This window comes from Maritalea mediterranea, assembly GCF_021568695.1.
Classification (GTDB): Bacteria; Pseudomonadota; Alphaproteobacteria; order Rhizobiales; family Devosiaceae; genus Maritalea; species Maritalea mediterranea.
This window is the reverse complement of sequence record NZ_JAKGTI010000001.1, coordinates 1032242-1058121: the sequence shown is the minus strand read 5'-3', so window position 1 is coordinate 1058121 and position 25880 is coordinate 1032242. Positions and strand designations below refer to the sequence as shown.

26 protein-coding genes are annotated in these 25880 nt (G+C 53.9%); 11 read left to right on the top strand and 15 right to left on the bottom strand.

Annotated features, from left to right (window positions below):
• Positions 1 to 9 precede the first annotated feature (9 nt).
• The 4 genes from L1I42_RS05135 to L1I42_RS05120 all read left to right on the top strand — a co-directional run bounded on the left by L1I42_RS05135 (position 10) and on the right by L1I42_RS05120 (position 2087).
• Positions 10 to 384 carry a TIGR02301 family protein gene (locus L1I42_RS05135; protein WP_236113413.1) on the top strand — a complete coding sequence of 125 codons (375 nt, stop codon included), beginning with the start codon at positions 10 to 12 and terminating at the stop codon, positions 382 to 384.
• A 91-nt stretch (positions 385 to 475) separates the two neighbouring features.
• Positions 476 to 736 carry a hypothetical protein gene (locus tag L1I42_RS05130; protein WP_236113412.1) on the top strand — a complete coding sequence of 87 codons (261 nt, stop codon included), beginning with the start codon at positions 476 to 478 and terminating at the stop codon, positions 734 to 736.
• A gap of 26 nt (positions 737 to 762) precedes the next feature.
• Complete coding sequence (locus tag L1I42_RS05125) at positions 763 to 1434, top strand: hypothetical protein (RefSeq protein WP_236113411.1); 672 nt, start codon at positions 763 to 765, stop codon at positions 1432 to 1434.
• Between the two features lie 215 nt (positions 1435 to 1649).
• Positions 1650 to 2087 carry a hypothetical protein gene (locus tag L1I42_RS05120; RefSeq protein WP_236113410.1) on the top strand — a complete coding sequence of 146 codons (438 nt, stop codon included), beginning with the start codon at positions 1650 to 1652 and terminating at the stop codon, positions 2085 to 2087.
• A gap of 378 nt (positions 2088 to 2465) precedes the next feature.
• Here L1I42_RS05120 and L1I42_RS05115 read toward each other — a convergent pair whose 3' ends face one another.
• Positions 2466 to 4007, bottom strand: a complete 1542-nt coding sequence (locus tag L1I42_RS05115; protein WP_369413068.1) for a dihydroorotase — start codon at positions 4005 to 4007, stop codon at positions 2466 to 2468.
• Between L1I42_RS05115 and ygfZ the strand changes: the two genes are divergently transcribed.
• The 3 genes from ygfZ (at position 3888) to L1I42_RS05100 (ending at position 6012) form a co-directional block, all read left to right on the top strand.
• Positions 3888 to 4697: a CAF17-like 4Fe-4S cluster assembly/insertion protein YgfZ gene (gene ygfZ / locus L1I42_RS05110; protein ID WP_236113408.1), complete on the top strand. Its 810-nt coding sequence runs from the start codon at positions 3888 to 3890 to the stop codon at positions 4695 to 4697. The two genes, L1I42_RS05115 and ygfZ, sit on opposite strands and share 120 nt — an antisense overlap.
• 31 nt (positions 4698 to 4728) lie before the next feature.
• Positions 4729 to 5343, top strand: coding sequence for an HD domain-containing protein (locus L1I42_RS05105; protein WP_236113407.1), 615 nt, complete (start codon positions 4729 to 4731; stop codon positions 5341 to 5343).
• Between the two features lie 162 nt (positions 5344 to 5505).
• Complete coding sequence (locus L1I42_RS05100; protein ID WP_236113406.1) at positions 5506 to 6012, top strand: hypothetical protein; 507 nt, start codon at positions 5506 to 5508, stop codon at positions 6010 to 6012.
• Between the two features lie 16 nt (positions 6013 to 6028).
• On the opposite strand, the gene L1I42_RS05095 is transcribed toward L1I42_RS05100, so the two are convergent.
• Together L1I42_RS05095 and L1I42_RS16340 are read right to left on the bottom strand one after the other, a co-directional pair.
• A complete protein-coding gene (locus L1I42_RS05095) occupies positions 6029 to 7075 on the bottom strand; it encodes a cell wall hydrolase (RefSeq protein ID WP_236113405.1) in 1047 nt (348 codons plus the stop codon).
• A gap of 162 nt (positions 7076 to 7237) precedes the next feature.
• On the bottom strand, positions 7238 to 9535 hold the full coding sequence (locus tag L1I42_RS16340; RefSeq protein WP_236113404.1) for a putative PEP-binding protein: 2298 nt from the start codon (positions 9533 to 9535) through the stop codon (positions 7238 to 7240).
• 120 nt (positions 9536 to 9655) lie between these two features.
• On the opposite strand from L1I42_RS16340, the gene ispH reads away from it, so the two are divergent.
• Genes ispH through rnhA form a run of 3 tightly spaced genes read left to right on the top strand, consistent with a single transcriptional unit; the run spans position 9656 to position 11572 of the window.
• Positions 9656 to 10606: a 4-hydroxy-3-methylbut-2-enyl diphosphate reductase gene (gene ispH / locus L1I42_RS05085; protein WP_236113403.1), complete on the top strand. Its 951-nt coding sequence runs from the start codon at positions 9656 to 9658 to the stop codon at positions 10604 to 10606.
• A 2-nt stretch (positions 10607 to 10608) separates the two neighbouring features.
• A complete protein-coding gene (locus L1I42_RS05080) occupies positions 10609 to 11136 on the top strand; it encodes a GNAT family N-acetyltransferase (RefSeq protein ID WP_236113402.1) in 528 nt (175 codons plus the stop codon).
• On the top strand, positions 11129 to 11572 hold the full coding sequence (gene rnhA / locus L1I42_RS05075; RefSeq protein WP_236113401.1) for a ribonuclease HI: 444 nt from the start codon (positions 11129 to 11131) through the stop codon (positions 11570 to 11572). Before L1I42_RS05080 ends, rnhA begins: the two co-directional genes overlap by 8 nt.
• A 19-nt stretch (positions 11573 to 11591) precedes the next feature.
• On the opposite strand, the gene L1I42_RS05070 is transcribed toward rnhA, so the two are convergent.
• From L1I42_RS05070 to L1I42_RS05030, 9 genes are all read right to left on the bottom strand, one after another.
• Positions 11592 to 11873, bottom strand: a complete 282-nt coding sequence (locus L1I42_RS05070) for a hypothetical protein (RefSeq protein WP_236113400.1) — start codon at positions 11871 to 11873, stop codon at positions 11592 to 11594.
• 173 nt (positions 11874 to 12046) lie between these two features.
• Positions 12047 to 14140: a glycine--tRNA ligase subunit beta gene (glyS, locus tag L1I42_RS05065; protein WP_236113399.1), complete on the bottom strand. Its 2094-nt coding sequence runs from the start codon at positions 14138 to 14140 to the stop codon at positions 12047 to 12049.
• A gap of 108 nt (positions 14141 to 14248) precedes the next feature.
• On the bottom strand, positions 14249 to 16249 hold the full coding sequence (locus L1I42_RS05060; RefSeq protein ID WP_236113398.1) for a DUF2207 domain-containing protein: 2001 nt from the start codon (positions 16247 to 16249) through the stop codon (positions 14249 to 14251).
• A complete protein-coding gene (locus L1I42_RS05055; protein WP_236113397.1) occupies positions 16212 to 16772 on the bottom strand; it encodes a LemA family protein in 561 nt (186 codons plus the stop codon). The genes L1I42_RS05060 and L1I42_RS05055 overlap by 38 nt, the downstream gene beginning before the upstream one ends.
• A 328-nt stretch (positions 16773 to 17100) precedes the next feature.
• Entirely contained in the window at positions 17101 to 18027 is a 927-nt protein-coding gene (locus L1I42_RS05050; RefSeq protein WP_236113396.1) for a glycine--tRNA ligase subunit alpha, read from the bottom strand.
• 129 nt (positions 18028 to 18156) lie between these two features.
• Entirely contained in the window at positions 18157 to 19425 is a 1269-nt protein-coding gene (locus tag L1I42_RS05045; protein ID WP_236113395.1) for a DUF3422 family protein, read from the bottom strand.
• A gap of 80 nt (positions 19426 to 19505) precedes the next feature.
• Positions 19506 to 19715, bottom strand: coding sequence for a hypothetical protein (locus L1I42_RS05040; protein WP_236113394.1), 210 nt, complete (start codon positions 19713 to 19715; stop codon positions 19506 to 19508).
• 9 nt (positions 19716 to 19724) lie between these two features.
• Entirely contained in the window at positions 19725 to 20591 is an 867-nt protein-coding gene (locus L1I42_RS05035; protein WP_236113393.1) for a S49 family peptidase, read from the bottom strand.
• A gap of 71 nt (positions 20592 to 20662) precedes the next feature.
• Positions 20663 to 21448 (bottom strand): tRNA1(Val) (adenine(37)-N6)-methyltransferase, encoded by a 786-nt coding sequence (locus tag L1I42_RS05030; RefSeq protein ID WP_236113392.1) that lies wholly within the window; start codon positions 21446 to 21448, stop codon positions 20663 to 20665.
• A gap of 117 nt (positions 21449 to 21565) precedes the next feature.
• On the opposite strand from L1I42_RS05030, the gene L1I42_RS05025 reads away from it, so the two are divergent.
• Positions 21566 to 22600 (top strand): polyprenyl synthetase family protein, encoded by a 1035-nt coding sequence (locus L1I42_RS05025; protein ID WP_439651488.1) that lies wholly within the window; start codon positions 21566 to 21568, stop codon positions 22598 to 22600.
• Between the two features lie 14 nt (positions 22601 to 22614).
• Here the strand turns inward: L1I42_RS05025 and L1I42_RS05020 are convergent, their stop codons facing one another.
• From L1I42_RS05020 to L1I42_RS05010, 3 genes are all read right to left on the bottom strand, one after another.
• Positions 22615 to 23085, bottom strand: a complete 471-nt coding sequence (locus L1I42_RS05020; RefSeq protein WP_236113390.1) for a BLUF domain-containing protein — start codon at positions 23083 to 23085, stop codon at positions 22615 to 22617.
• Positions 23086 to 23212: 127 nt separating this feature from the next.
• Positions 23213 to 24094, bottom strand: a complete 882-nt coding sequence (locus L1I42_RS05015) for a 4-(cytidine 5'-diphospho)-2-C-methyl-D-erythritol kinase (protein WP_236113389.1) — start codon at positions 24092 to 24094, stop codon at positions 23213 to 23215.
• Positions 24095 to 24097: 3 nt separating this feature from the next.
• The gene (locus L1I42_RS05010; RefSeq protein WP_236113388.1) at positions 24098 to 25825 is read right to left on the bottom strand and encodes a tetratricopeptide repeat protein; all 1728 of its coding nucleotides are present in this window, start codon (positions 25823 to 25825) and stop codon (positions 24098 to 24100) included.
• Between the last annotated feature and the right edge of the window lie 55 nt (positions 25826 to 25880).

Below are 25880 nucleotides of genomic sequence, written 5' to 3'. Positions count from 1 at the left end.
GAGATCAAATTGCACGACAGGATTCGCCTATTTTTATCTGCGCTTTTGCTGGCGCTTTGCGGCAGCGTGACTGCGCGCGCCATTGATCCGGCTTATCAGCCCCAAATGGAGCGATTGGCGGAGATTATGGGCGCCCTGTATCACCTGGATGATTTGTGCATGCGTTCAGGCGTGGACTGGCGGAATGAGTTGGCGGAGCTGATGGATTTGGATGAGGTGGATGAAGACCGGCGCGAACGGCTGGCCGGCGCATTTAACGCCAATTACAATGACTTTCAGCAATCGCACGTGCGCTGCACCGATTCCGCTTCACTTCTGACGGCTCGTTTTCTCGAGGAAGGGGCCAAAATCAGCTACGATATCCACATCCGTTATGCGGAATAATGTGGATTTCTTCGCCAAATTAACCTTTATTAAAGAAGCTTGGTGTCCGCGCCCAAAAGCCGTGCTACAGCTTGGGTGTCAGGAGAAATTTATGTTTGAACATTCACGCACGCAATCGCTGTTTGAACGCGATGATGAGGAGCGCCAGCTGGCGCTGCAATATCTGGCTGAAGCTTGGCGCAATGCCGATGTGGAAGGCGTTGAAAAAGAAGCGCTGGCCCATGCCGCCCTTTTTGCTGCCATTGCCACGCTGGTGGAACAATATGGCGAAGCGCCGATTGCCAAGCTGCTGGAAAAATTACCTGGCCAAGTTGAGCTAGGCGAATACACTGTGGATCGCACGATTCAGTAAATCGTCTCTCGACGAAAGGCAGCGAAATGATGAGATTCCTTGCATCTTCGACCATTAGTGCTGCCTTGTTGGCAGGTGCCCTCACCGCACCTGCCATTGCCAGCACCAGCGGCAATAGCAGCAACGCGAACAGCGAGGTCACCTCACAATTCGGCCCTGCTGATCCGAGCGACGATCAGATCATCATCCCACCAAACGAAAACGCCGATGCGCGCGCGGCGGCTTATGACAATCTAGAGCCGCAGCGCGATTTATCCGTCTTGCCCCCAGAGGTAGCGAAAACCCGCGATCTTTTGATGGATGCGGCCCGCTCCGGTGATGTGGAACGTTTTCGCCCCATCATAGATGCACAGCCGGACGCACCGCAATTCAGCTTCGGCGTTGTAGATCAACCCATTCAATTTCTGCGCGACAGCTCCAACGACGGTGAAGGCCTTGAATTGATGGCCATTATGTTGGAGCTTCTTGAAGCCCCCTATGCGGTGCAGGATTTGGGTGATGGCCGTCCGAAAATGTATGTTTGGCCTGCTTATGCTACCCACAATCTGCAAGGGTTAAGCGATCAGGAGTTGGTTGAGGTCTACAAGATTGTGAGCCATCTGGACGTCGAAGAAATGCGCCTTTATGGCGGCTGGTACTTCTTCCGCGTCGGCATCGACGAAAACGGCGTCTGGCAGTTCTTCGTTGCGGGTGATTAGGATAATAGCCTCGGTTTTGCCGGGGCTTTTTTGTGCTGTGAGAAATGGCAGGTTTGCGGACCCTTTAGACATTCGCATGCCGTCGCAATCGAGGCACGCATGAGCCAAAATGCTGGTCATGGTCAACTATCAACCTTTTTGAGTGCGCTTTCCCTAGAACGATGGCAGCATACTCGATGTAAACATTGAAAAAGATTACTAGTAGAGGTTGAAACATGGTTTGGCCGTTCAAAAAGAGAAAAACTTTTGTGCAATCAAATGCTTCGCCAGTTCAACAAGTTGAGAGATTTACGAAACATCTCGGATTAGATTTAACACCCTACGGTGCGGGAGTTGCTCTGTTATCAACCGAGAGTGGCTACTCGCCTGCAGAAACAGCTTCTCATTTTGCTGTAGTTACCATTGCTCGCGATATGAAGGCAGCAATGGATGATATTGAAGATATGGTGAGTCTGGTACCGCGAGGATATGCAATACTTGAATGCCTAAAGGACCTAAAAGACAAAGGGTTCATTCGTGAGGAACTCTGGGCAAACGACGCAACTGCAATCGGAAAAATCATAAATCCAAGTTCTGAAACGGAAGAATGGATCGAGCGTATCTTAAGCGACCCCGTAGTCGCAAAAGAAGCGGTTGCAATAAGCCGAATTTAGGCATCGCAGTCAGTATAAAATTGCCTAGCAGATTTTCTAACTTTGGCCTCAAAACGGACTTCGAAGTGATGCAGAAAGTAAACTTCGCGCGCTCAGCCAAAACACCCGCCTTGCCTCATATTGCCTCGCCGCATAAACCCCTATCTACCCCGCCATGCTCTTCGCAAAACGCATAAGTTCACCTATATGGTTGTCAACCAATTCGCCTAACGTGTCACATGGTGGCCGCCCCGGACCTGATCCGGGGCCAGTTTATGCGGTTGCAAGTGATCCCGGCTCAGGGCCGGGATGGTGTTGTTAACGGATGGGGCTTTAGCAAAGCACCTACCACCCCGGACTTGATCCGGGGTCAAACGCTCGATCCGCTGTCCGACGGAGTTATTCCGCCGCCATGCTCTCCGCAAAGCGCATGGGCTCGCCCTTATGGGCATCCACCAGCTCGCCTTCCCACATCACGCGGTGGCCGCGCAGGATGGTGCCGACGGGCCAGCCTTGCACCTTCACGCCATCATAAGGCGTCCAGACCGGTTTGGAGGCGATCCAGTCGTTGGTGATGGTTTGCTCGCGGTTCATGTCGACGATGGTGAAGTCGGCATCATAACCCACCGCAATGCGGCCCTTATGGTTGATCTGGAACAAGCGGTTGGGGCCATGGCTGGTGAGGTCCACAAAGCGTTCAAGGCTCATGCGCCCGGCATTCACATGATCCAACATGATGGGCACCAGTGTTTGCACCCCGGTCATGCCCGATGGGGAATTGGGATAAGGCTGATCCTTTTCCTCTTTGGTGTGCGGCGCATGGTCGGAGCCGAGCACATCGACAATGCCCAAATCCACGCCGCGCCAAATGCCGGCGCGGTGCTCGGCATTGCGCACTGGCGGGTTCATCTGCACATAGGTGCCCAATCGGTCATAGGCCGTTTCGTCCAAAGTGAGGTGATGCGGGGTGACTTCCACGGTGGCCACATCTTTGTTGGCGGCCAGAATATCCATTTCATCGGCAGTTGAAATGTGCAGCACATGGATGCGCTTGCCGGTTTTGCGGGCGAGCGCAAGCAGGCGCTTGGTGCTCTTCACCGCCGCTTCCACATCGCGCCAGACCGGATGGCTTGACGGGTCATTCTCCACGCGCAAATGCTTGCGATCATTCAGGCGCGGCTCGTCTTCCGAGTGGAAGGCGGCGCGGCGGCTGATGGCGGAAAGAATCTTTTCCACCCCATCGTCATCTTCCACCAGCAGCGAGCCGGTGGACGAGCCCATAAACACTTTTACCCCGGCACAGCCCGGCAGCTTCTCGAGCAGTGGCAACTCTTCCACATTGTCGTGGGTGCCGCCAATATAGAAGGCAAAGTCGCAATGCATGCGGTGGGTGGCGCGTTTGATCTTGTCTTCAAAAGTGGTGCGGTCAATGGTCAGCGGGTTGGTGTTGGGCATTTCAAACACCCCGGTCACCCCGCCCATCACCGCAGCCAGCGACCCGGTTTCAAGATTTTCCTTGTGCTCTGCGCCCGGCTCGCGGAAATGCACCTGAGTGTCGATCACGCCGGGCAGGATATGCAGCCCCTTGCAATTGATCGTTTCCCCTGCCTCTGCGTTCTGCAAATCACCAATATGGGCGATGCGGCCATTGATCACGCCCACATCTGCTTGGTGCACCCCATCATGATTGACCAGCGTTGCATTGATAAAAATTTTGTCAAATTTCGCATTCATGGTGGTGTGCTCTTTGTTAGATGATATGTAGGTTTCATTCGGTTTAACGCGATGCCCCCACAAAGGGCAAGCCAAGTGAGAGGGCCTATGCCAACTATTTTCAAACTTGATCGCAAATTGATTTCCTTTTCCGGTCCTGATGCGGAAAAGCTGCTGCATGACACGCTCACCGCCAATGTCCGCGCGTTGGAGGAAAAGACCTGCCAATGGTTCGCGCTGCTGTCGCCGCAGGGCAAAATCCTGTTTGAAGGGCAAATCTTCCGGCTGGGCGATGCCCTTTATACCGATCTCGATTCGGCGCTGGTGGATGATTTTTTCAAGCGGATGCGACTTTATAAGATGCGCGCCAATGTGGAAATGGAAGCGGTTGAGGATATGGCCGTGGGCTGGTCCAGCGAAGAGACCGATGAGGCGTTTAAAGATATCCGCCCCGGCATGGGCTTCCGCCATTACGCGGCCATAGGCGATGCCGAGGATTGGGATGATGGCACCGCAGCCTATACGCAAACCCGGTTTGAAAATGGCATTGCCGCCTGCCCGGCTGATTTCGAGCCCAACAGCTTTTTCGCCCACGATATCGGCATGGATTTGCTGCCCGGCGCCATTGATTTCAAAAAAGGGTGTTATATTGGCCAAGAGGTGGTGTCACGCATGCAGCATCGCGGCACCGCGCGTAAGCGCATTATGTGCGTTTCGGCCGAAGCGCCCTTGGACGCGCCCGGCCCCATCGAGGCTAATGAGAAAAAGATTGGCGATCTGCTGAATGTCAGCGACCGGTTGGGGTTGGCGCTGGTGCGGACCGATAAAGCCAAAAAGGGCGCCACTTTTTTGCACGGGGAGCAGCCAGTTCAGCTTGCGGCGCCCCACTGGGCCAGCTACGATTTGAGCGATTCTTAAACCTGCGCACAATTCCGGAGAGCCCTCCCCCATGGCGAAATCGCAACCCCGTGCATGGCAGCGCATGCTGTCTGGCCGTCGTTTGGATTTGTTGGACCCTTCGCCGCTGGATATTGAGTTGAGCGACATTGCCCATGGCTTGGCGCGTGTGGCGCGATGGAATGGGCAAACCAATGGCGACTATGCTTTCTCTGTGGCCCAGCACTCGATTCTGGTGATGCATCTGGCGGTCGCCGCCAATCCCAAATTTGACGGGTCGGCGCGGCTCTATGCGCTGCTGCATGATGCGCCAGAATATGTGATGGGCGATATTATCTCACCTTTGAAAGCGGCGATGGGCGGCGAGTACAAAAAACTTGAAAACCGATTGCTTGGCGCAATCCATGTGCGTTTTTCTTTGCCCGCCAATCCGTCGGCCAGCGTCGTGAAGCAGATTAAAAAGGCCGATCAGCAGGCCGCCTATTTTGAGGCGGTCAATCTGGCCGGATTTGAACCGGCAGAGGCCCGCAAACTTTTTGGCGAGCCAAGCCTTGCGAGCTTTGATATGCCGGACTTCGAAAGCCTTATTCGCCCCTGGCCCATCCATGTGGCGCATGAGCAATTTATGCAAAACTTTTCTGAAATCTCCGGCCCTGCCGCACGCTAACCCGCAAATGCCCTGCATTTAACTTCGACTGCGTCGCTTTTTTTGCCGAGCAACAGCGTCCCGTTATGGCGCATCTGTTAACCATTTCTTAAGCATTGCTTTGACCGCGCATGGCAATGGTTGATAAATCCTTAAACAACATATTTTTAAAAAGGATTCATCATGCGCAGCTCACCATTTTCAAGCTTCCACTTTGGCCCACTCGCCTTTTTGCTTGCTGTGACCGGTGGCGTAGCTCTAGCTGAAATGGGGCCGGAGTTTGTGCGCAGCGTGCAAGCAGGTGCTGATGAAATACGGGATGAACAGGCACCTCAACCCATTGATTTGACCCAGTTCGTGCGCATCAATGATGAGCATTTTCGCATCACGGCGAACGATAATGTTGATATGGAACCGTTTGCCAGCGCCACAGTGCGTAAGATCGGTTATGGCAATGAACACGATGTCCGCATCGCCTACACCAGCACTGGCACCTATTCAACCGATGGCTTTGCCTCATCCAGCGTGATGTATCCGGGCATTAAAGCTGAACGGGTATTCCCGTTGGTGCCCGGCGTGACAGATGGCTCAATGACCTATTTTACCAAAGCGGAGCTGCATCAGCGCCAGGTTGACCTGATGCACAGCCCATCTTCCATCGTTTACTATTACCAATCTATGGCAAAGTGATCGCGCAAAACCCGAATTAGCCGCGTTTGAAGCGATAGAATATGTGCGTCCCGATTTTGGTCATGCGCTTCAGGCGCGAGGCCCAATGCGGGTTCACATAGTCGGCGTGATAGTGAGTCGAATTCGACACTTCAGGCAGATATATATCGCCGCGGATCACCTTATGGGCGATTTCCTCTGCGGTGGCCCACGCGCCTTTTTCATTAACACGCTCTGGAATGCCGTCACAGGCGAATGAGAACTGGCAGCGATTGCGCCAAGTTTGATTTTGAAACACGACACCACAAATTGTGTTGGGATAGGCCTTGTGCTTGACCCGATTGCGTACGACCTGAGCCACGGCCACCTGGCCACGATATTTTTCGCCACGCGCCTCAAAGTAAATGGCTGTTGCCATGCACCACTTTTCACGTTTGTCCGCGTCCATGGACGCTTGCGTCAGCGGCGCGGTCAAATCTGTTGTTTTGGGGGCATTGTCGCGCGCATAGGCCAGCTTTGTTGGCACTTTTACTGGGAATGGCAGGTTGGGGTCTCGATCGACGGCGTCCGGACCATTTTCGGCAGTGCCTGAAATCGCATCAATCGCTTTAAGCGCGGCCATTTTGGGCATTTCCTGCGGCGCAGCGACCAATTCCACATCTTCGCCTGGCGTTCTCGTCTTTTTTGGGGTGTCACCGATGGCAGCCACCATAATTGGGTCAGGCATTTCCACTTTGGGTGCCCTTGCCTCCGCCAGTTTGAAGCGCGTCTGGGCAAAGCTTTGCGCCACCTCCATTGCGGTCGGGCCGCGACGCCGGTCGGTTTTGGCATCGCGATTTGGGCCGACAAAAGCGGCCGCAACAGAGAAATTTTCCAAAGTGGGTGCGGCTTCACGTGATGCCAGCAATTTGTCGATCTGCATAGGATCGATAAACAACTCAGCGCTTTCGTCCAACCGTTCCAGGGAAACGTTGGTAAAAGCGATCATCACCGTTGCAAAGCTCAATATCGCGCAAAAGCCATTATATAGCGGCTTATTTTTTACGCGCCCCTGCCCTTTCGGGCCAGCCATTTTCAAACTCATTTTTTACTCGATGCTACTCACAGGCATAAACGCGCCGTGGGCCTAGTATGTCGAATCTTGGTTTATGGGGAGTAAACGCGAATCACGGTCTGAATGTGGTTGGTTTGCAGCGCTGAAAAGGAGATTATGGGGCTAAATTTTGACCCTTTGGTAAATAAAGGCCTAAATTGCTGCCTGTGCCAAGGCCAAACGCGCAATGGGAATGCGGAACGGGGAGCAGCTCACATAATCGACATTGAGACCTGCAAAAAACTTCAGACTCTCCGGATCACCCGCATGTTCGCCACAAATGCCGATCTTTAAATCTTTGTTAGCGGCTCTTCCGCGGCGAATGGCGGTGCGGATCAGCTCGCCAACGCCCTTCTTGTCGATGGTGACGAACGGATCGGCATCATAAAGTTTTTTGCGTTGATAGGCCGCCAAAAATGCTGGCGCATCGTCGCGCGAAATCCCGAAAGTAGTTTGGGTCAAATCATTGGTGCCAAAAGAGAAGAAATCAACATGTTTGGCAATCTCCCCGGCGCGGATCGCGGCACGGGGCAACTCAATCATGGTGCCAACGGAGTATTTGAATGTTTCGGAGGGCGACATACCCAATTGCTCCATCAGCGCCAGAATATGGCTACGCACCCAGGCGACCTCTCGCGAAGAAGAAACAAATGGCACCATGATTTCCAGATTGACCGGCACATCATTGGTCTGTATCGCCGCATTCCCACCTGCGACCAGCGCCTTGATCTGCATTTCCAGAATTTCAGGGTAAGATATCGCCAAACGACAACCGCGATGCCCCAGCATCGGGTTCACCTCAATCAACCGCTCCAGTCGCCGCTCAAAATCACTAATTTTGAGCCCGAGCGAGGCTGCGGTCTCTTGAACCTCCTCCGGGGTGCGGGGCAGAAACTCGTGAAGTGGCGGATCAAACAGGCGCACCGTGATGGGTCGCCCCTCCATTTCGGTGAACAGCTGGGCATAATCATTGGCTTGATATTCCACTAGCCCTTGCAGCGCCTCCACCCGATCATCCAGATCTTGGCTGAACATCATGCGGCGCAGCGCCACCATGCGTTCCGCGGAAAAAAACATATGTTCGGATCGCGCCAAGCCAATGCCCTCTGCTCCAAAGGACAGAGCTGTTCGCGCACCCTCGATGGTTTCCACATTGGTGCGCACTTCAATGGTGCGGCTTCCATCCGCCCAATCCAGCAATTTACCCAAAGCGCCGCCAATATTGGGCTGTGTCAGCGGCAACGCACCGGCATAGACTTCGCCCGAGTTTCCATCAATAGTTAGTTCCGCGCCTTGCGTCAGGGTGCGATCACCCAGTTGCAAAGTGCCATTTTCCATGTCGATCACCAAAGAGCGCACGCCGGAAACGCAGGGTTTGCCTGTCACCCGCGCGATCACCGCTGCATGACTGGTGATCCCGCCCCGGGCGGTGAGAATGCCGTTTGCAGCCTGCATGCCCTCAATATCAGCTGGTCCCGTTTCGAGACTAACCAGGATACAATCCTTGCCCCGCGCCTGATAGCGCGACGCATCCTCAGCGGAAAAGACAATAGCGCCGCTGGCCGCGCCGGGGGAAACGCCCATGCCGACTGAGAGCGGCGATGCGCGTTTTTTACTCTTTAAACGAGCGTGCAGCAATTGCGGCAGTCGACCCGGGTCGACTTTACTCACTGCCTGCCTTGGCGTCCAAATACCACGCGCCACTCGATCGCAGGCGGCTTCCAGAATGGCCGATATGGGGGCCTGCACGGGACGCGCCGATAGAAACACCACACGTTTCCCCGCCAGAGCAGCCAGGCAAATCATATGCGTGCCAGCCAACCGATCTACGGTGGCACAGAGCTCCTGCGCCGCGGTGCCGGTAAAACTCTCCGGCAATGCCCGCTCTCCATTGACGGCCGTTGGCCCCATCAGGCCTGAATTGAGGTCACGCGTTTGCATTTGCACCACAGGCTGATCGAAGGCGGCCTGCACGATAACGATCTGCTCGTCCTTCAGATTGACGGCACCATCATCGGCCCAAACCGGGGTGCCGATCTGGTAAGAATCGAATGCCCGTTGAATGGCGCGGCCGAGTGGCTTTTTCACGTCCAGCGCGTCTTTGTCCTTTGCCGGCGCGTCGATGGCCCCGCGCACCCGTGCCAGCCCGGCCAAATGCGTGTGGGCGGCGGTGCGCACCACCAGCTTGGGCGGTTGCTGGCCCTTCTTGACCAATTTGAACAGGGTCGCCACCCAATGGGCGGCCATGGGGCTGCCCACATCGGCGGTTTTCAGATTTTCCCAGGCTTGGCGCGTCAGGCAGATTGTGGGCGCTGTGGGCACACCGGATTGTGCCATGGCATAAATCCAGGCAGCCTTGCCCACGACCAATCGCTCCTGCTCTTTGTTCAGGCGCGGCGGCTCATTGGCCGGCGCAAGCGCAAAGATTTGCTGATTGATGGAATGTGGCACAATTTTCACCCGAGACAAACAGATTCACATTTATTACTATGCGGATCAAATCAGTTCAGGGCAACTGAGCTTTTGTCTATGCCTTGACTTCACCACAAATAGAACGCATCTCTCACCACTATGACAGAAAAACGACCTTTGGAAATAATTCTTTGTGCCCCACGCGGTTTTTGCGCCGGTGTGGACCGGGCGATCCAGATTGTAGAGCTGGCGTTGCAAAAATATGGCGCGCCGGTCTATGTGCGGCATGAGATTGTACATAATAAATATGTGGTAGATGGCCTGCGCGAAAAGGGGGCGGTTTTCGTCGAAGAATTGGATGAAATCCCCGACACGGACGCCCCAGTGATCTTCTCCGCCCATGGCGTGCCAAAATCGGTGCCCGCCAATGCGCAGGAACGTAAAATGTTCTATCTCGACGCCACCTGCCCGCTGGTGTCCAAAGTGCATGTGGAAGCCCAGCGCCATTATGATGAGGGCAAGGAAATTGTACTGATCGGCCATGCGGGGCACCCGGAGGTGATCGGCACAATGGGCCAATTGCCCGAAGGCGCGATCACTTTGATCGAAACGGTCGAGGACGCGGAAAAGTTTGAGCCCAAATCAGCGAATGATTTGGCCTTTGTCACGCAAACCACCCTTTCTGTGGATGATACAGCGGCGATTGTCGCGGCGCTGCAAAAGCGCTTCCCCAGCATCAGCGCACCGCACAAGGAAGATATTTGCTACGCCACCACCAACCGGCAGGAGGCAGTGAAACAGGTCGCGCCGCATGTGGATGCCATGGTGGTTGTTGGCGCCCCTAACTCCTCCAACTCAATGCGGCTGGTGGAAGTGGCCGATCGCGCAGGCTGCCCGAAATCTGGCTTGATCCAGCGCGCCAGCGACATCGTCTGGGCTGACTTTGAGGGCGTGAACAAATTGGGCATCTCTGCCGGTGCCTCGGCACCAGAAGAGCTGGTGAATGAGATCATTGAAAAATTTGCCGAACATTATGACATCACCGTCTCCACTGAAGTGACGGCAGAAGAAAATATCGCCTTTAATGTGCCGCGGGAGCTGCGGGCCTGATAATGGACGGCAAGCCCTTGTTTGAAAGCGACCGGCTGGTGTTTAGCACATGGACCCCAGACCAGCTTGAAGATGTGTTCAGGCTGCACGATGATGAAGATGTTGGGCGCTATTTGCTCGGTCGTCGCGAAACGCGTGAGGACGCGCAAGCCCGCATGAATGAGTGGGCCAAAAACTATGCCCGATTTGGATTTTGCAAATTTCGCCTGATCCGGAAGTCAGATGGTGCCTTTGTGGGTCGCGCTGGCTTTGGCGTGCATGGCCCCCAGAATACACCTGAACTTGGATATGCGATCTTAAGATCAGAATGGCGCAAGGGCTACGCCAAGGAAGCCGCGGTTGCCATCCGTGACTGGCTGTTTCGCGAAACCGATCATGATTTTTGCTGGGGCTTTGCCTATACGGCCAATGCGCCCTCTATACATATTCTCCGGTCCATCGGTATGGTGTTCACCCACACCGAGACGGAAGAGGAAACAGGCAAAGAACTGACGTTTCACAAATATACGCGGGAGATGTGGCGTGGCTGAGCGTGTGACCATTTTTACCGACGGTGCCTGTTCAGGCAATCCTGGCCCCGGTGGCTGGGGCGCGCTGCTGCGCTTTAACGGCAAGGAAAAGGAATTGTGCGGCGGTGAGGCCAACACCACCAACAACCGTATGGAACTGATGGCAGCGATTCAGGCGCTTAACGCGCTTAAGCGTGCCTGCCCGATTGATCTTTATACGGACAGCCAATATGTCAAAGGCGGCATTACCGGCTGGATCCACAATTGGAAGCGCAATGGCTGGCGCACCGCATCTAAAAAGCCGGTTAAAAACGAAGATTTATGGCGGGAACTTGATTCGAAACTTCAGCAGCATGATGTCACCTTTCATTGGGTGAAAGGCCATGCGGGGCATGAAGGCAATGAGCGCGCCGATCAGTTGGCCAATCGGGGTATGGCGCCTTTTAAGGAAAAGTAATAGGCCGTTCGGGTGGAGATCAATTCACCGCGCAAATGGGGTTGCCATCTTTTACGATCACCAGTTGCTGGCCATCATATCGGCGCTGTTGCACCGCATCAAAGGAGGCATTCGCCATCCAGATTTCATTGGAGCAAAAATAGGCCGACGTGCAACTTGTGCTTAAATTGGCCTCACAATCGGCTTTGAGCGACCAGCCCTGTTCATTGCCATTTTGCGCTTGCACTTCATATTGAGCGGCCGAGGCCGAGATGGGCAAAAGGGCCATCACCATCGCTAAAACAATCTTACGCAACTGCATCACTTTCTTCTACTCACCCGCTAACGCCCAGCAGATTAGGCATTTTGAATATTAGCGTCTAGAGATTTGTGGTTAATGAAGTATTTAAAAAATACCAAAATGATACAAAACGCCGCAAACCTTACGGCTTACGGCGTTTACTAAAACTGCAATTTGTTCAAATTAAGGGCTGATCAGCCTTCTAGCTTGGAGAAATTGGCGATCAAATGCATGGTATCGCGCAGTTTTGCCAGCAGATTAAGCCGGTTGACCCGCACAGCCTGATCGTCGTCATTCACCAGCACATTCTCAAAGAACGCATCCACTGGCGCCCGCAGGGAGGACAGCTCACTGATGGCGGTGGCAAAATCATCGGCGGCAATGTTGGCGGCCACCGCTTCATTGATCACTTCGATCGAGGTCGCGAGTTTTTCTTCCTCGCCGGTCTTGAACAGGGTGTGGTCCACTTCGTCCTGATAGCGGCGGCCATCCTTTTTCTCTTCGGCGCGCAAAATGTTGGCCGCGCGTCGATAACCGGCCACAAGGCTTTCCCCCTGCTCACTTTTCACCAGCCCGTTCAGCTCTTTCGCCCGTGCGGCAATGTTCACAAGGCTCACGCCCTTGGCCAAGCCGTTCTTATAGAGCACGGCGCTAAGTACGTCATGAGCGATACCCTGCTCGCGCATTTGCACGGTCAGCCGGTCTTCCATAAAGCTGCACAAGGATGCCAGCACCTCTTCCGCCTCACCTTCAACGGTGAAGCTTTGCATGTGGTCCGCCAGCAGCTGATCAAAGGCAAAGTCCAGCTTGTTTTCCAAGCAGATGCGGATAACGCCCAGCGCCGCGCGACGCAATGCAAACGGATCTTTTGACCCTGTCGGCTTTTCATCAATGGCCCAGAAGCCGGTCAGCATGTCCAGCTTGTCCGCCAGCGCCACAGCGGCTGCGGTCAAATCTTCGGGCACATTATCGCTTGGCCCCACCGGCTTATAATGGTCCTGCAATGCCGCCGCGACTTGGGATTTCTCAGCCTGCGCTTCGGCATAGTAGCGGCCCATCAGCCCCTGCAATTCGGGGAATTCAAACACCATATCGGTCACCAGATCGGCCTTAGCCAATTTGGCGGCGCGTTCCACATCCTGCGTGGGCGCGTTGATCTGCGCGGCGATGGCTTTGCTTAACGCAATCAACCGCTCCACGCGGGCGCTCTGGGTGCCCAGCTTTTCGTGGAAGACCATATTGTCGAGCTTCGACAAGCGGTTTTCCAGTGGCACATTCAAATCGGTATCGTAGAAGAATTTCGCGTCGGACAGCCGTGCTTTGATCACCCGCTCATTGCCGCCCACAATGGTTTTGCCGCCATCTTCCGCATCCAGATTGGAGACAAGAATAAAATGGTTGGCCAGTTTGCCTGTGTTGCCATCGCGCAGGCAGAAGCATTTCTGGTGAGCGCGGATCGCGGTAATCACTACTTCTTCGGGCAGTGAGAGAAACTTTTCATCAAAACGGCCCATCATGGTTTGCGGCCACTCCACCAACCCGGCCACTTCGTCCAGCAGCCCCTCATCTTCAATCACATTGAGATTTTGGGCGAAGGCGAGATTGGCCGCATCGGCGCGGATCATTTCTTTGCGACGGTCAAAGTCCAGCACTACCTTGTTTTGCTCCAGCGCCTGAGCATAATCGTCAAAACGGCGCACTTTGATGGCATCCGGTGCCATAAAGCGGTGGCCATAAGTGATATCGGCGGACTTCAGTCCATCCACCTCAAAGTCGATAATTTCCGGGTCTTCGCCTTCATGACCAAAGGTCGCAGTGATGGCACGCAGCGGGCGAATCCAGCTCAGCTTGCCCGATCCCCAACGCATAGATTTCGGCCAGGGGAACTTCTCAATGGTGCCCGGCAGCAGATTGGCGAGAATATCGGTGGTCAATTCACCCTTTTTCTCGATCACCGCCACATAGAAATCACCCTTTTTTGGGTCACTTTGCACTTGCGCTTCGTCAACTGAGTTCAGGCCAGCGGCGCGCAAAAAGCCCTGGATTGCTTTTTCCGGCGCATCCGTTCGCGGGCCTTTGCGTTCAGTTTTGACGTCTTCGGACGCCTTGGGCAGGCCCGCAATATGTAGCGTCAGGCGGCGTGGCGTGGCGTGAGCCACCGCACCTTCATACAACACGCCTTTTTCCACCAATTGATCGGTAATCAGTTTTTTCAAGTTTTCCGCCGCGCGGCGCTGTTGGCCAGCCGGGATTTCTTCTGAAAACAGTTCAAGCAAGAGTTCAGGCATATTGATGATCGCTTGTTAAAAAGTGTTGATATCAGGGGCTTGATAACGGGCTTACCGCGGCTTGTCCATGGCAAATCCTTTGGCGGCGCAACTCGGTGGCCAATCGGCTTACCAGCCGCCGCCACCGCCGCCGCCGCCGCCACCGCCGGAAAAGCCGCCACCGGAAGAAAACCCGGACGAGGAGGAAGATTGCGGCTTGGCGGCAATCATGGCGGCGCTTATCGATGCGGTGGTTTTGGAGAGGCTGGAGGCCAGTCGGTTGGCCGTGAAGCGTCTGCCGCTATACCAGCCCAAATGCACATCAGCCTTTTGACCGGTACGCTCGGCCACCCGTTTCATCTCATTCTGGAAGTGCTCTGCCCATGGCTTCTCGACGCCCAGCGCAATAGCATAAGGCAAAATCGCCTCGAAGCGCCTCTTGTTCAATTCGGGCTCATCATGCAGGTTCAGCCGCTCTTTTTCGGCCGTTTCCAGGTACATTTTAAAGCCTTCGATCTGGTCCATCACCCTGCGGCCCTGAATGGTGGGGGCCCGCATCAGCACGGCAAATATCGCATTGATTGCCACAATCGAGAGTACGGAAATCACCGCCATATCGCCCTGCCAACTCGCCAGCACGCTTTCGAAAGTGCCGTTATCCCAGGCCGCCTGCAGGGTGTCCCACAGGCCTGTTGTGGTGAACATAAACGGGACAAAATTGCCAATAATCGCAACAATCACAAAGACCTTAGCCCAAGCAAACATGGACCGAGCGGCCATCAGATGCGAAATGCCGGCGGTTGCGGTCATGATCAGCGCCGCCAGCGCCACAGCGATAGGCAACCATATAAAATCGATAATCTCGAAAAACACCATGACGAAGATGGAGAGGGCGGAAAAGATGACGCCAAAGGCGATATAGCCCACATTGTGATTGAAATAAGTCCGACGGTTTTCGTCTTCAATTGTTTCCAGCACTTCATTGTGATTGTCGTGCAAGCTTCCACCAATATCTTTGTTGATCTCAATTTCACCTTTTGAGCGCAACCAATTATAAATGCGCAGTTCCCCCGGCGGCAGCGAGGGCATTGCAGCATTGGTGACTTTGACGGTCGTGTTTTTATCCTCCGTCTCACCGATCACCACCAACCCCTTGACCGCAAGCGAAATCAACGCCGCGATGTAAGCCGGCCATCCCGCTTTATGCCATCCATAATGATGCACATAGTGAACGAGCGCCGGCGAAAAGCCTTCGGGTGGATAAAACAGCGGGATGATCGTGCCCTTCGGTGGATCACGCCCCACGCGAGTCCAAGCGAACACGTTATAGAGCAAAATCAGAATGGCGAAAATGGGCGGAAAAATTTGTCCGCGCATATCGGATAGGAAATAGAGAAAGGCTTTCATGCCTTCCGGCTCAGCGATGGCCCCCTTTTCCAGGGCAACAGCCACACTCATACCCTCATAAGGTGCAAAGGGCCGTGTAGCGGTAAAGGTCAGATTGCCGTCAGTGTTTTGCGTAATGCTCACATCCTGCGTGTCGTCGCCATAGCGGCCGCTATAGGCTGTGTGATCAATAATTCCAGCCCCCGGAGGCAACTCAACGCGCACCACGGCCTTATCGATCGGGAAAGCCCAAAACTGGCCAATGGCATTGAAGTAGAGTTCATCATGATCAGTGCGGAACCGGATCTGCCGGTCCATCTTATATTTCAGCTCGTAAGTGTAGATGCCAGGATCAAGAAATACATCTTCCTCGCCGATATAAAGGCGCTTTCCGCCTTCGATGCCTTCGATGGAAACGTTCTCGCGCGCGCCATCGCGGGTCACCACAACGTCATAGATGGAACCGCGGATTTTACGCCCTTCATCATCCTGCAGGACGGTGGGTATATCGCGAAAGATGCCCCGGCGGATTTGATCGCCCTCGGCCCGCACAGAAATTTGTTCGGTGATTTGCAGCTCGGCGTTGGGCAGCACTTCGATGTTGACGGCATAGGACGTGATCCGTTCAGCCGCGTGCGCGGATATGGCGAGCCACAAGCCCGCCAACACTGCGAGAATAATCGTCTTTAAGCTATGGCAAAACCGATTAGAAGGACACATCTGGAACAGCGCGATCCAATTCATTTTCGAGTTCGAAGTATTCTTCTTGTGTAAAATTAAACATGTTGGCGACAATGTTGGAAGGGAAGCTTTCCACTGTGACGTTTAAATTGCGCACCGTGCCGTTATAATAGCGGCGCGAAAGTTGGATCTCATCTTCCACCTGCTGCAGCGCTTCTTGAAATTCAATGAAGGAGCTATCAGCCTTCAGATCAGGGTAGTCTTCTGCCACCGCAAACAAACGCCCCAATGCCCCAGACAACATGCTTTCAAGCTTGCCGCGTTCTTGGGGTGAAGCATCGCCTGCGCTTTGCACCGCTGCGCGCGCTTCGGTCACGGCCTGCAAGGTTTCACGCTCGTGGGTGACATAGCCTTTTACAGTTTCAAGAAGGTTCGGTATCAAATCTGCGCGGCGTTTCAACTGGACATCAATGCCAGACCAGCCTTCACGCACCAATTGGCGCAGTTTCACCAGCTTGTTGTAGGTGAGAATACCAAAAAAGACGATGACTCCACTCACCGCCAAAAAGATCTGTAAAAAGTCCATTCTTGTCTCCCGCCTTACCGCTTGCCTCAAGCCAATTTTTTTATGTCTTTCAACATCTAAGCGCAAACATTACACGAAAAGCCCGATGCGTCCATATGAGCAAAATAAAAGGGCGACTGATCAACATCAAATCGCCCTTTTTTGAATTTCGATTTACGAGAATACTTTTGCTTTTGCTCAATCACTTTGGCACCGAATTGCTTCTCGCCCAAGGCTCTCGCAGCCATATTGGGGGGCCTGTTCGGGGCCTTTTTGTGCTTTTTCTGCATATCAAGGCTCCTTTGGTTTGCCGCCTTGATATAGGGCGAGCCACCCAACCGTTCAAGCCTTATGCGCCACCCGCTTCCGTATTCAGCCAGGCACCGCCGCAGGCTTTGGCCAGTTCGCGCACCCGCAAAATATAGCTTTGCCGCTCAGTCACCGAAATTACGCCACGGGCATCCAACAAATTGAAGATGTGTGAGGCTTTGATGCATTGCTCATAGGCTGGCATCGCCATTTTGTGATGATTGCCGTTATCACCCGCTTCTAGAATGGCACGGCATTCGGCTTCCGCATCCTTAAAGTGTTGGAACAACATTTCCGTGTTGGCCTGCTCAAAATTATAGCGCGAAAACTCTTGCTCTGCTTGCAGAAATACATCCGCATAGGTGACCTTCTCGTCGCCTTCGCGACCATTAAAGTTCAGCTCCATGATGCTGTCCACATCCTGCAGATAGCAGGCGATCCGTTCCAGACCATAGGTCAACTCACCAGATACCGGTGAGCATTCAAAACCGGCCACCTGTTGGAAATAGGTGAATTGGCTCACTTCCATGCCATCGCACCAGCATTCCCAGCCCAGGCCCCAAGCGCCAAGGGTTGGGCTTTCCCAGTCATCCTCTACAAATCGCAGATCGTGCATTTTCGGATCAATGCCAATGGCATAGAGCGATTGCAGATAAAGCTCTTGCAGTTTTTCCGGGCTGGGTTTCAGCAAAACCTGAAACTGATAATAATGTTGCAAGCGGTTGGGGTTTTCCCCATAGCGGCCATCTGTTGGACGACGGCAGGGCTGCACATAGGCGGCGCGCCACGGTTTTGGCCCCAGCGAACGCAGAGTTGTGGCCGGATGGAAGGTGCCCGCGCCCATTTCCATGTCATAGGGTTGCAAAATCACACAGCCCTGGGCGGCCCAGAAATTTTGCAATGTCAAAATCAGGCCCTGAAATGATTTTTTGGGGTCCAGATGGGCCGGCACATTTTGTTCGCTCATAAACTTGACCTTTGGCAGAACCGCGATCGTGTCGCTTCAATCGGTGTAATCGGGCTGCAACCTAATTGCGCCTTGCCGATTTATCAAGCGGCAGGTGGCCCTTGCGGCAAACTAAATTTTGAACGCAGGCTAATGCTTATTGTGCAATTGCCTGATATGCCGCATGGCCAGCCATGTGAGCGCCAACACAAAAGGCGCGGCAATCGCCAGCACAAAGCTCTTTGAGGGCATACCTTCAATATTCAGCCCGGCCACAATATAGCCGATAACACCCAGCGCATAATAGGTGATGGCGATGGTGGAAAGCCCCTCCACCGTTGTTTGCAATTTATATTGGCTCACGCTGGTATCGGAAATGGCTTTCAGCGCATCCTGGTTTTGCTTGTGAATCTCGATCGACACCTTGGTGTTCAGCAATTCGGCAGCGCGGGTCAGTCGATCCGTCAATGCGTTTAATCGGCTCTGCAATGCAGCGCAGGTGGACATGGCGGGGTCCATACGATTGCTCAAATAGCGCGCCATATTGGTATGGCCAGTCACCCGCTTTTCTTCCAACAGCCCCAGCCGATGCCGCACCAGCTGATCATAGGAATAGCTGGCGGCAAAAAGCGTATTGGTTTCGTTGTGAAAATTCGCGGTTTCCAGCGCCAGTTTGTTCAGTTCAGCCAGAAGTTCCTCATTATTCTCGGAATCAGGTTCGCTGTTCAGCCGCTTGAGAATATTTTCGAGCCCGCGCTCCACATTATCCACTTTGGGGCCAATATCCTGCGCCACCGGCAGCGCCACCAAGGCTAGCGACCTGAACGTCTCCACTTCCAGCAGATAGCGGGCAATCACGCCGCGCCGCACATCGGATATCCCTGCCCCGGCAAATTCAAGTCGGGTGAACCCGTCCTTGTCCGGCAAGAAGTCGGTGGCGATTTCCGCCATCCCCTCTTCCACCTTGGCATAGAAGAGGCTCGCCCGCCGGAACCCTTTGAGGGCGTTTTGATGAATGGTTTCGGCATTGATCAGATCCACCCGCGTCGTCACCAACAATTGCGCCGCCGTGATCGCTTCCAGCCCAATCCCTTGGGGCCAAGGGTCGTCCGGCAAGCTTTCCGGCATCCAGGTGATCGAAACATGTTCGGAATGCAATTGCCAGGTGACGGCATATTCGCCCACCTGATAGCGCGCCTGGCGGTCGGTCAGGAATTGCGGCTTGATCTGGTTTTTGTGGCACCAGCTGGCGAACTCTTCACGCATCTGATCGTGGCGCCCTGGCTCGCGACCGAAATAGGTCGCCACCTTTCGCAATCGGCCTTCGGGGCCGAGCGGCTGAACCGGTCGTGCGTGGATTTCGCCCAGCGCCTTGGCGCGAAAAGGATGGTCGGTGAACTGCAAAGTTTTGTCGTGCATGTGCGCGTGCCTCTTAAACGGGCTTTTTGTAATTGAGCGCGCAAGTTAGTTACAAAACAAGTGCAGCTCCCGCAAATGCGTCAGTCTTTTTTGTCTTTCGGCTTATAGACGCCGGTTTTTTTGTCTTTTTCCAGATCAACAATATTGCCGCGCGCGCGGTCGGATTGATCGCGCGCCTTTTTTTGTTCATCCAGATTTTTGAAATGCTGTTTGAAATTCTCACGAATGCTCTTGATGCCGTAATAGACCAGCACCACCAGCAGAACAAAAACAGCGATACGAAGAAACACGTTTGCCTCTTAAAGTCCGAAACGCGACCAATGGGCCTGCGCCTTTAGGGTTGAAAGCATGTCATCGCTCAAAGATTGCTGGCCGACCTGCCCGCCCAAAAACGGGATACGCGGCATCGAAAACAATCCGCGCTTTTCCTCGATTTTCATCAGCTTGACCTTCTTGCCATAACGCTTTTTCAAAGTTTCATATATGTCGCCCAGCGCGTCAACAAGACCAAATTCAATGGCGCTCTTTGCGGTCCAGAATTCGCCGGAGAACAGGCCTTCCTTTTCTAAGTCCAGCTTGTCACCGCGACGCTCTTTCACATAGTCCTTGAACACTTCATGCACATCGAGCTGCAGCTTTTTAAGCCGGTCCACATCTTCCTGCTTCTCAGGCAGGAACGGATCGAGTGTCGATTTGTTCTCCCCTGCGGTGTAAACCCGGCGGCTGACGCCCAGCTTTTCGATGGCATCGACAAAACCAAAGGTGGCCGAAATTACGCCGATGGAGCCGACAATGGAGCTGGGGTCCGCAATGATCTCGTCGCCCGCTGTGGCGATAAAATAGCCGCCGGAGGCCGCCACATCTTCAATAAAGACCAGCACCTTCTTGTCTTTTTCTGCCGCCAGATCGCGAATATATTTCGCGACCAAACGCGATTGCACTGGCGAACCGCCGGGCGAATTGATGATAATGGCCACGGCGGGCGCCTGTTTGATCTTGAAGGCTCGCTGGAGCAAAGGAGCGGCATTGGCAATATTGATCCGGTCGGGCTTTTGGCTGGCTTCAATGGTGCCGGTGAGGCGCACAACCGGTATTTGCACATTGTCGCGGCCCAAAAGTCGTGCGTGCCAAGGTGCTTTGATTTTGTCGGTCAAATCGTCGTGCATAGAGTTCCCTGTTTGCGCCACAGCGCTTTGAATTTCAATGATTGCCCACAATGTAAGGTTTAAAATTCAAACTACCAGTGCAATTTGTCTTTTCCCATTAAAATGGCTTGCAGTTGGGGTGTGAATTCGCGCCCTTCACTGCCATGCAAATGCAGCGGCGACAAGAGCTTGCAGGGCGCTTTCGATCCCTTATACCCCCGCACCAACACCCGGCTTGCCTCCTGCCCCGGGCGAGATGTGATCGGTAAAATCGTAATGTTGCCCAACCGCCGATCATAATACTTCATCAGCTTTTGCAGCTCCGCCGCACGGTGGATAAAGATCACTTCACCACCAGCCGCAGCACAGCTCACCGCCGCTTTCACCCACCGCTCTAAACAATCTATCGCGTGGGCGTGCGCGCGCTTGCCGTAATTGTCATCAGGCAGTGAAACGGTCTTTTCGTCGAAATAGGGTGGATTTGCAATCACGCTGTCGAAATGGTCCTGCGCCATGCCCTGAGCCACTCGCTCTGGTCCAGAAGACATAATGTCAATCAAGCTATAAGTGCCGCGCGTGACAAAGCCATTGTCGTGCAAATTATCGTGACCAATCTCGACGATTTCAGGATCAATTTCGGCCAGAAGCGCCGTGGATCCGGGGCAGTACGTCAACGCTGTCATGGCCGCCACGCCGACGCCAGCGCCCAAATCCAGCAATGATTTCACATCGTCATCCACCGCCGCGCCGAGCAGGACGCTATCCACGCCTGCGCGAAAGCCCTTTTCGGGCTGGCAAACATTGAGTTTACCCCCTAAAAAAGCGTCAGATGTGACACAATGTTGTTTTACTTTCCCTTGCGGGTGGTCTACGGACATAAGCACATATATGAATCTTAATATCGAATAGAGTTATCTTGTCCGACGATTGGCAACAAGTTTTGTTGAGTTTGACACCAGATTACAGCAAAAATTCGATTAAGCGAATTGGGACATTTGTCCATGGGGCGAAATATGAGTGGCGCACAGGCAATGGCTGATCAGGTCAAACCCAAAGATGTGGTTGACGAGCTGATTGCGTTTACCCGCGACGATATGGAATCGGTTAACGAAATGCTGCTGGCCCGCGTGGGCAGCCGGGTGGAAATGGTGCCCGAAGTGGCGTCTTATTTGATCGATGCTGGCGGCAAGCGCTTGCGCCCGATGTTGACTGTGGCCGCTGCCCGTCTGTTCACGCCGCAAAACACGCATCACATCAATTATGCCGCCGCCGTTGAATTTATGCACACGGCCACCTTGCTGCATGATGATGTGGTGGATGAGAGCTCTAAGCGCCGGGGCAAGCTGGCGGCCCGCATGGTGTGGGGCAATGCTGCGTCCGTTTTGGTGGGCGACTTTTTGCTCGGCCAGGCCTTTATGATGATGGTGGAAACCCGCGATGTGGATGCGCTGGGCGTGCTGTCGCAAGCTGCAGCGATCATTGCTGAGGGTGAAGTGTTCCAATTGTCCAAAGCCAATGATTTGACCACTCAGGTGGACGAATATTTTGCCGTGATTAAAGCCAAAACCGCCGCGCTTTTTGAAGCTGCGACCGAAGTGGGGGCCATGGCCGGCGGTGCCACCGAGGCACAGCGCAAGGCGCTGAAGCAATATGGTGCCGAGTTGGGCATCGCCTTCCAGATTGTGGATGATGTGCTTGATTATGGCGGTGTTAGCGGCACCATCGGCAAGAATGTTGGCGATGATTTGCGCGAAGGCAAAATGACGTTGCCCATTTTGCATGCACTGCAAAATGCCAACCAAGCGGACTGTGATTTCATCAAGGCCCATTTGGGCGACGCAGAAGCGAGTGCTGAAGCTGTTTCGCGCGTCGTCGAGATTTTGCACAACACCAACGCGCTAGAAGACGCGCTGAAGCGTGCCCGCGAACATGCGGATGTCGCCAAAACGCATCTCAAGGAATTTGCCGACCATCCAGGTGGTCGTATTCTGATTGATGTTGCTGATTATTGCGTGGAACGCGCTTACTAGGCGTCTTTTTAAGATCAGGCCACCTGCGCCCTTCGACTTTGCTCCAGCAGATTCCGCCAATCACCGTTTTCAAACTGGCTCAATATATTGAGGGCGGCGCTTTCGCCTTTTGTTTGTTGCTTTAGTGCGTTTAAACACTTCACAAAGCCAGCAAGCCGCTCGGCATCGTCTTTGCCGTCAAAATAAGCCAGTGACCATTCTTCAAACTCTTTGCGATCGATTTCCTGCCGCAACAAAGTTGTGACTTGTTGATGGCGCGGATCAGTGCTCACACGATTATATATCGCCTCAACGGCGACACGCGCGCCTTCCCAAACCTGCAAGAAACATTGGTCATGATAGGCCAGTACCCCAGTGACTTTTACGGAGTAGTTGTTTTTGCGGGCCACGGCCAATAAGTCGCGCAATTGCGCGGGCTCTAGCGGCCTTGTCGCGGCACTCACGTAAATCAGTTGGATGGGTTGCAACATTTGGGCGCGATTCATCTGGCCTCCGGTCAGTCAGGTTGGTTTGACCAAAGTTTAAAATCTGTCTCTTGAGAATTGATCGCTAATTTTGATCAAATGCCACCGAACACCGAAAACCAGTTACAAAACAAACTGATGTCCGACGTCAGAGTGTTGCCGATTGGGCCACCCACGCATGCGGCCAATTTTTGCGAAAGCTTTGTGCCGCCAACATCGCTTCAGCCGAGGACCCGAAGACACCAAAAATGGTCGCGCCCGAGCCAGACATGCGCGAAAGCAGGCACCCTTTTTGCTCCCCAAGATCGGCCATCATGTCAGCAATTTCAGGCAAATACTCTATCGCAGGCTTTTGCAAATCATTTCGGGTGCCTTCCAGCCACATGGAGATGGCGGTGATGTGGCCGAAATCGGCGGCATCGCGCTTAAGTGGCGGGTTTTGTTTTTCGCGCAGTTTGCGGAAAATGTCTGCCGTTGAGACAGGCTTACCAGGATTGGCCAACACCAATTGCAGGGTGGGAAATTCTGGGAGCGCCTCTATATGTTCGCCCACCCCATCCACAAAGGCGGTACGCGAAAGCAAGCACATGGGCACGTCCGCACCCAACTCAAGCGCTATTTCCTTCAGGTCATTGACAGTCAGATTAAGGCCGGACAGCCGATTGGCCAGGCGCAACATGGCTGCTGCGTCGGCCGAGCCACCCCCAATACCTGCTGCGACCGGCAAAGCTTTGATCAGCTTGATTTTCAGCCCGCTGGGCAAGCTATCAGGGAATTTCTGGCGAAATAGAGCCAGCGCTTTCAGCACGATATTCGAGCGTTCACCGCGCAAGCCAGCAGCAAACGGCCCGGTCAGCACCAGCTCGTCTTTTTCAGATGCCTGAACTGTCAGTTCGTCGCACAATTGCGTGAACACGCAAAGGCTTTCCAGCTCGTGATAGCCATTGCTGCGCTGCCCCACAATATGCAGTGCCAGGTTTATCTTGGCCGGGGCGGGCTCATACCATTCCGCGTTAGGGCTGGGGCTCATCGGCTAGTTGCTCAAATCCGCCACCCGCTTCAGGGTGCTGAAATCGCCTTTCAGCTTCTTGCGAATTTCCTCCGCCAACTCTTCATCATCCTCGGTGGTCAATTCCAGAGCGATTGACCATTGATATCTGGCTTCTCGTTTGCGGTCGACCTGCCAATAGGCATCGCCCAAATGATCATTGATTGTGGGGTCGCTCGGGCTCAGACGCGCCGCGCGTTCCAAGGTTTCCACCGCTTCCTCAAACCGTTCCAGCCGGTAGTAGGCCCAGCCGAGACTGTCGACGATATAACCATCCTCAGGGCGCAAGGCCACGGCCTTTTCAATCATCTCCAATGCGCGTTCAAGCTGCATTTCTTGATCGACCCAGCTATAGCCAAGATAGTTTAAAACCTGCGGCTGGTCGGGGTTCAATTCCAACGCCTGTAGAAAATCCTGTTCTGCTTTTTCCCACGCTCCATCCCGTTCATGGGCGATGCCGCGGACATAGTAGAGGTGCCAATCAATGGTGCGCTCGCCACCAGTCATCTCCAACGCCAGGTCATAGGCTTTGGCAGCCTCCTCATAACGTTTGTCGCGCCGCAATGCGTCCCCCAACGCGATTACGGCAGTGAGGTTGTCGGGCATGGTGTTCGCCAGATTGGACAATTTGCGAATGGCTTCGTCTACATCGCCGATTTCTTGCAAATTTTCGGCTGTGCGCACCAATGCTTCCCCATGCAGGGGCGAATCGCGCCCCACCTTGGCATAATGGGCGTTGGCCACTTCAAACCGGTCGGCCCGTTCCATCAAGTCAGCGATGGAGAAGGTGATCAAATCAGATTTGGGGTGCAAGAAGCCGGCAAGGCGCATCATCAGGATCGAAATGTCTGATGCCTGCTCACGCGACAAGGCGGAAGACAGGCCACGCAAGGTTTCAGCAGCGCCCTGCTGCACATTATTGGCCATCCGTCCTGGACGTTTTTTCTGCGCCAGCATTTCGGTCAACGTCTCAATGTTGACGTGCGTCAACCCACGGTCATTATACCGCTTGATAATGTCCAATGCCGCGTCAAATTTTCCCTGATTGCCCAAAAAGCGCGCATAAGCTTCAACAATGCGGAAAACAAACGGATCCGCCTCGTAGGCTTGATCATACAATGCTTCGGCCAATTTCAGATCACCAGACAGGTCCGCCATCAACGCGCTTTGAAACACCAAAAAGTTTTTAAAGCCCGGTTGGCTGATCGGCTCCAGATTTTCCACGCCCACCTGGCCGTTCTTCACGTCGGTGACAGCCCAGGACCAGATCACATTGCCGGTGATGCCAAACAATGAATCTTTAGACATGCCTTCAAGCGTTTTAAGCGCGGAGGCATAGCGCCGTTCCTTCAGCGCCACCACACCCACGGTGATGCGAGCCAATTCATTTTGCGGCTCCACGCTCAATAACTGCTTGGCCACCATTTCAGCTTCTTCAACGCGCCCGGCGGAAACCAGCGCGACAAAGGCACGATCCAGCAACGCAATATTGCCCCAATCGGCTTCCAGCGCATCCATAAAATAGGAGGCAGCCAAATCATTTTGTCGGTCTTCAAACGCGCCACGTCCCGCCAGATAGCTGCCCGAGATTGACGGGTGATAAAGCGAGAATTGTTCGATATTTGTGATGTCTTGGGCTTGTGCGAAACCATTTGTGCCCAACACCATCGCTGACGCCAGAAGAAGGTGGTGCAGTTTTTTTGAACAATTCATCACGTTTGGGATAGCCCTTGTTTGATTTAGATTCGAACAATCATAGATATGGCCC

Excerpts from the sequence above, each read along its gene's own strand:
- L1I42_RS05130 (WP_236113412.1), top strand. The coding sequence starts at position 476 with ATGTTTGAACATTCACGCACGCAATCGCTGTTTGAACGCGATGATGAG.
- L1I42_RS05125 (WP_236113411.1), top strand. The coding sequence starts at position 763 with ATGATGAGATTCCTTGCATCTTCGACCATTAGTGCTGCCTTGTTGGCA.
- L1I42_RS05120 (WP_236113410.1), top strand. The coding sequence starts at position 1,650 with ATGGTTTGGCCGTTCAAAAAGAGAAAAACTTTTGTGCAATCAAATGCT.
- ygfZ (WP_236113408.1), top strand. The coding sequence starts at position 3,888 with ATGCCAACTATTTTCAAACTTGATCGCAAATTGATTTCCTTTTCCGGT.
- L1I42_RS05105 (WP_236113407.1), top strand. The coding sequence starts at position 4,729 with ATGGCGAAATCGCAACCCCGTGCATGGCAGCGCATGCTGTCTGGCCGT.
- L1I42_RS05100 (WP_236113406.1), top strand. The coding sequence starts at position 5,506 with ATGCGCAGCTCACCATTTTCAAGCTTCCACTTTGGCCCACTCGCCTTT.
- L1I42_RS05095 (WP_236113405.1), bottom strand. The coding sequence starts at position 7,075 with ATGAGTTTGAAAATGGCTGGCCCGAAAGGGCAGGGGCGCGTAAAAAAT.
- ispH (WP_236113403.1), top strand. The coding sequence starts at position 9,656 with ATGACAGAAAAACGACCTTTGGAAATAATTCTTTGTGCCCCACGCGGT.
- L1I42_RS05080 (WP_236113402.1), top strand. The coding sequence starts at position 10,609 with ATGGACGGCAAGCCCTTGTTTGAAAGCGACCGGCTGGTGTTTAGCACA.
- L1I42_RS05070 (WP_236113400.1), bottom strand. The coding sequence starts at position 11,873 with ATGCAGTTGCGTAAGATTGTTTTAGCGATGGTGATGGCCCTTTTGCCC.
- glyS (WP_236113399.1), bottom strand. The coding sequence starts at position 14,140 with ATGCCTGAACTCTTGCTTGAACTGTTTTCAGAAGAAATCCCGGCTGGC.
- L1I42_RS05060 (WP_236113398.1), bottom strand. The coding sequence starts at position 16,249 with ATGAATTGGATCGCGCTGTTCCAGATGTGTCCTTCTAATCGGTTTTGC.
- L1I42_RS05055 (WP_236113397.1), bottom strand. The coding sequence starts at position 16,772 with ATGGACTTTTTACAGATCTTTTTGGCGGTGAGTGGAGTCATCGTCTTT.
- L1I42_RS05050 (WP_236113396.1), bottom strand. The coding sequence starts at position 18,027 with ATGAGCGAACAAAATGTGCCGGCCCATCTGGACCCCAAAAAATCATTT.
- L1I42_RS05045 (WP_236113395.1), bottom strand. The coding sequence starts at position 19,425 with ATGCACGACAAAACTTTGCAGTTCACCGACCATCCTTTTCGCGCCAAG.
- L1I42_RS05035 (WP_236113393.1), bottom strand. The coding sequence starts at position 20,591 with ATGCACGACGATTTGACCGACAAAATCAAAGCACCTTGGCACGCACGA.
- L1I42_RS05030 (WP_236113392.1), bottom strand. The coding sequence starts at position 21,448 with ATGTCCGTAGACCACCCGCAAGGGAAAGTAAAACAACATTGTGTCACA.
- L1I42_RS05020 (WP_236113390.1), bottom strand. The coding sequence starts at position 23,085 with ATGAATCGCGCCCAAATGTTGCAACCCATCCAACTGATTTACGTGAGT.
- L1I42_RS05015 (WP_236113389.1), bottom strand. The coding sequence starts at position 24,094 with ATGAGCCCCAGCCCTAACGCGGAATGGTATGAGCCCGCCCCGGCCAAG.
- L1I42_RS05010 (WP_236113388.1), bottom strand. The coding sequence starts at position 25,825 with ATGAATTGTTCAAAAAAACTGCACCACCTTCTTCTGGCGTCAGCGATG.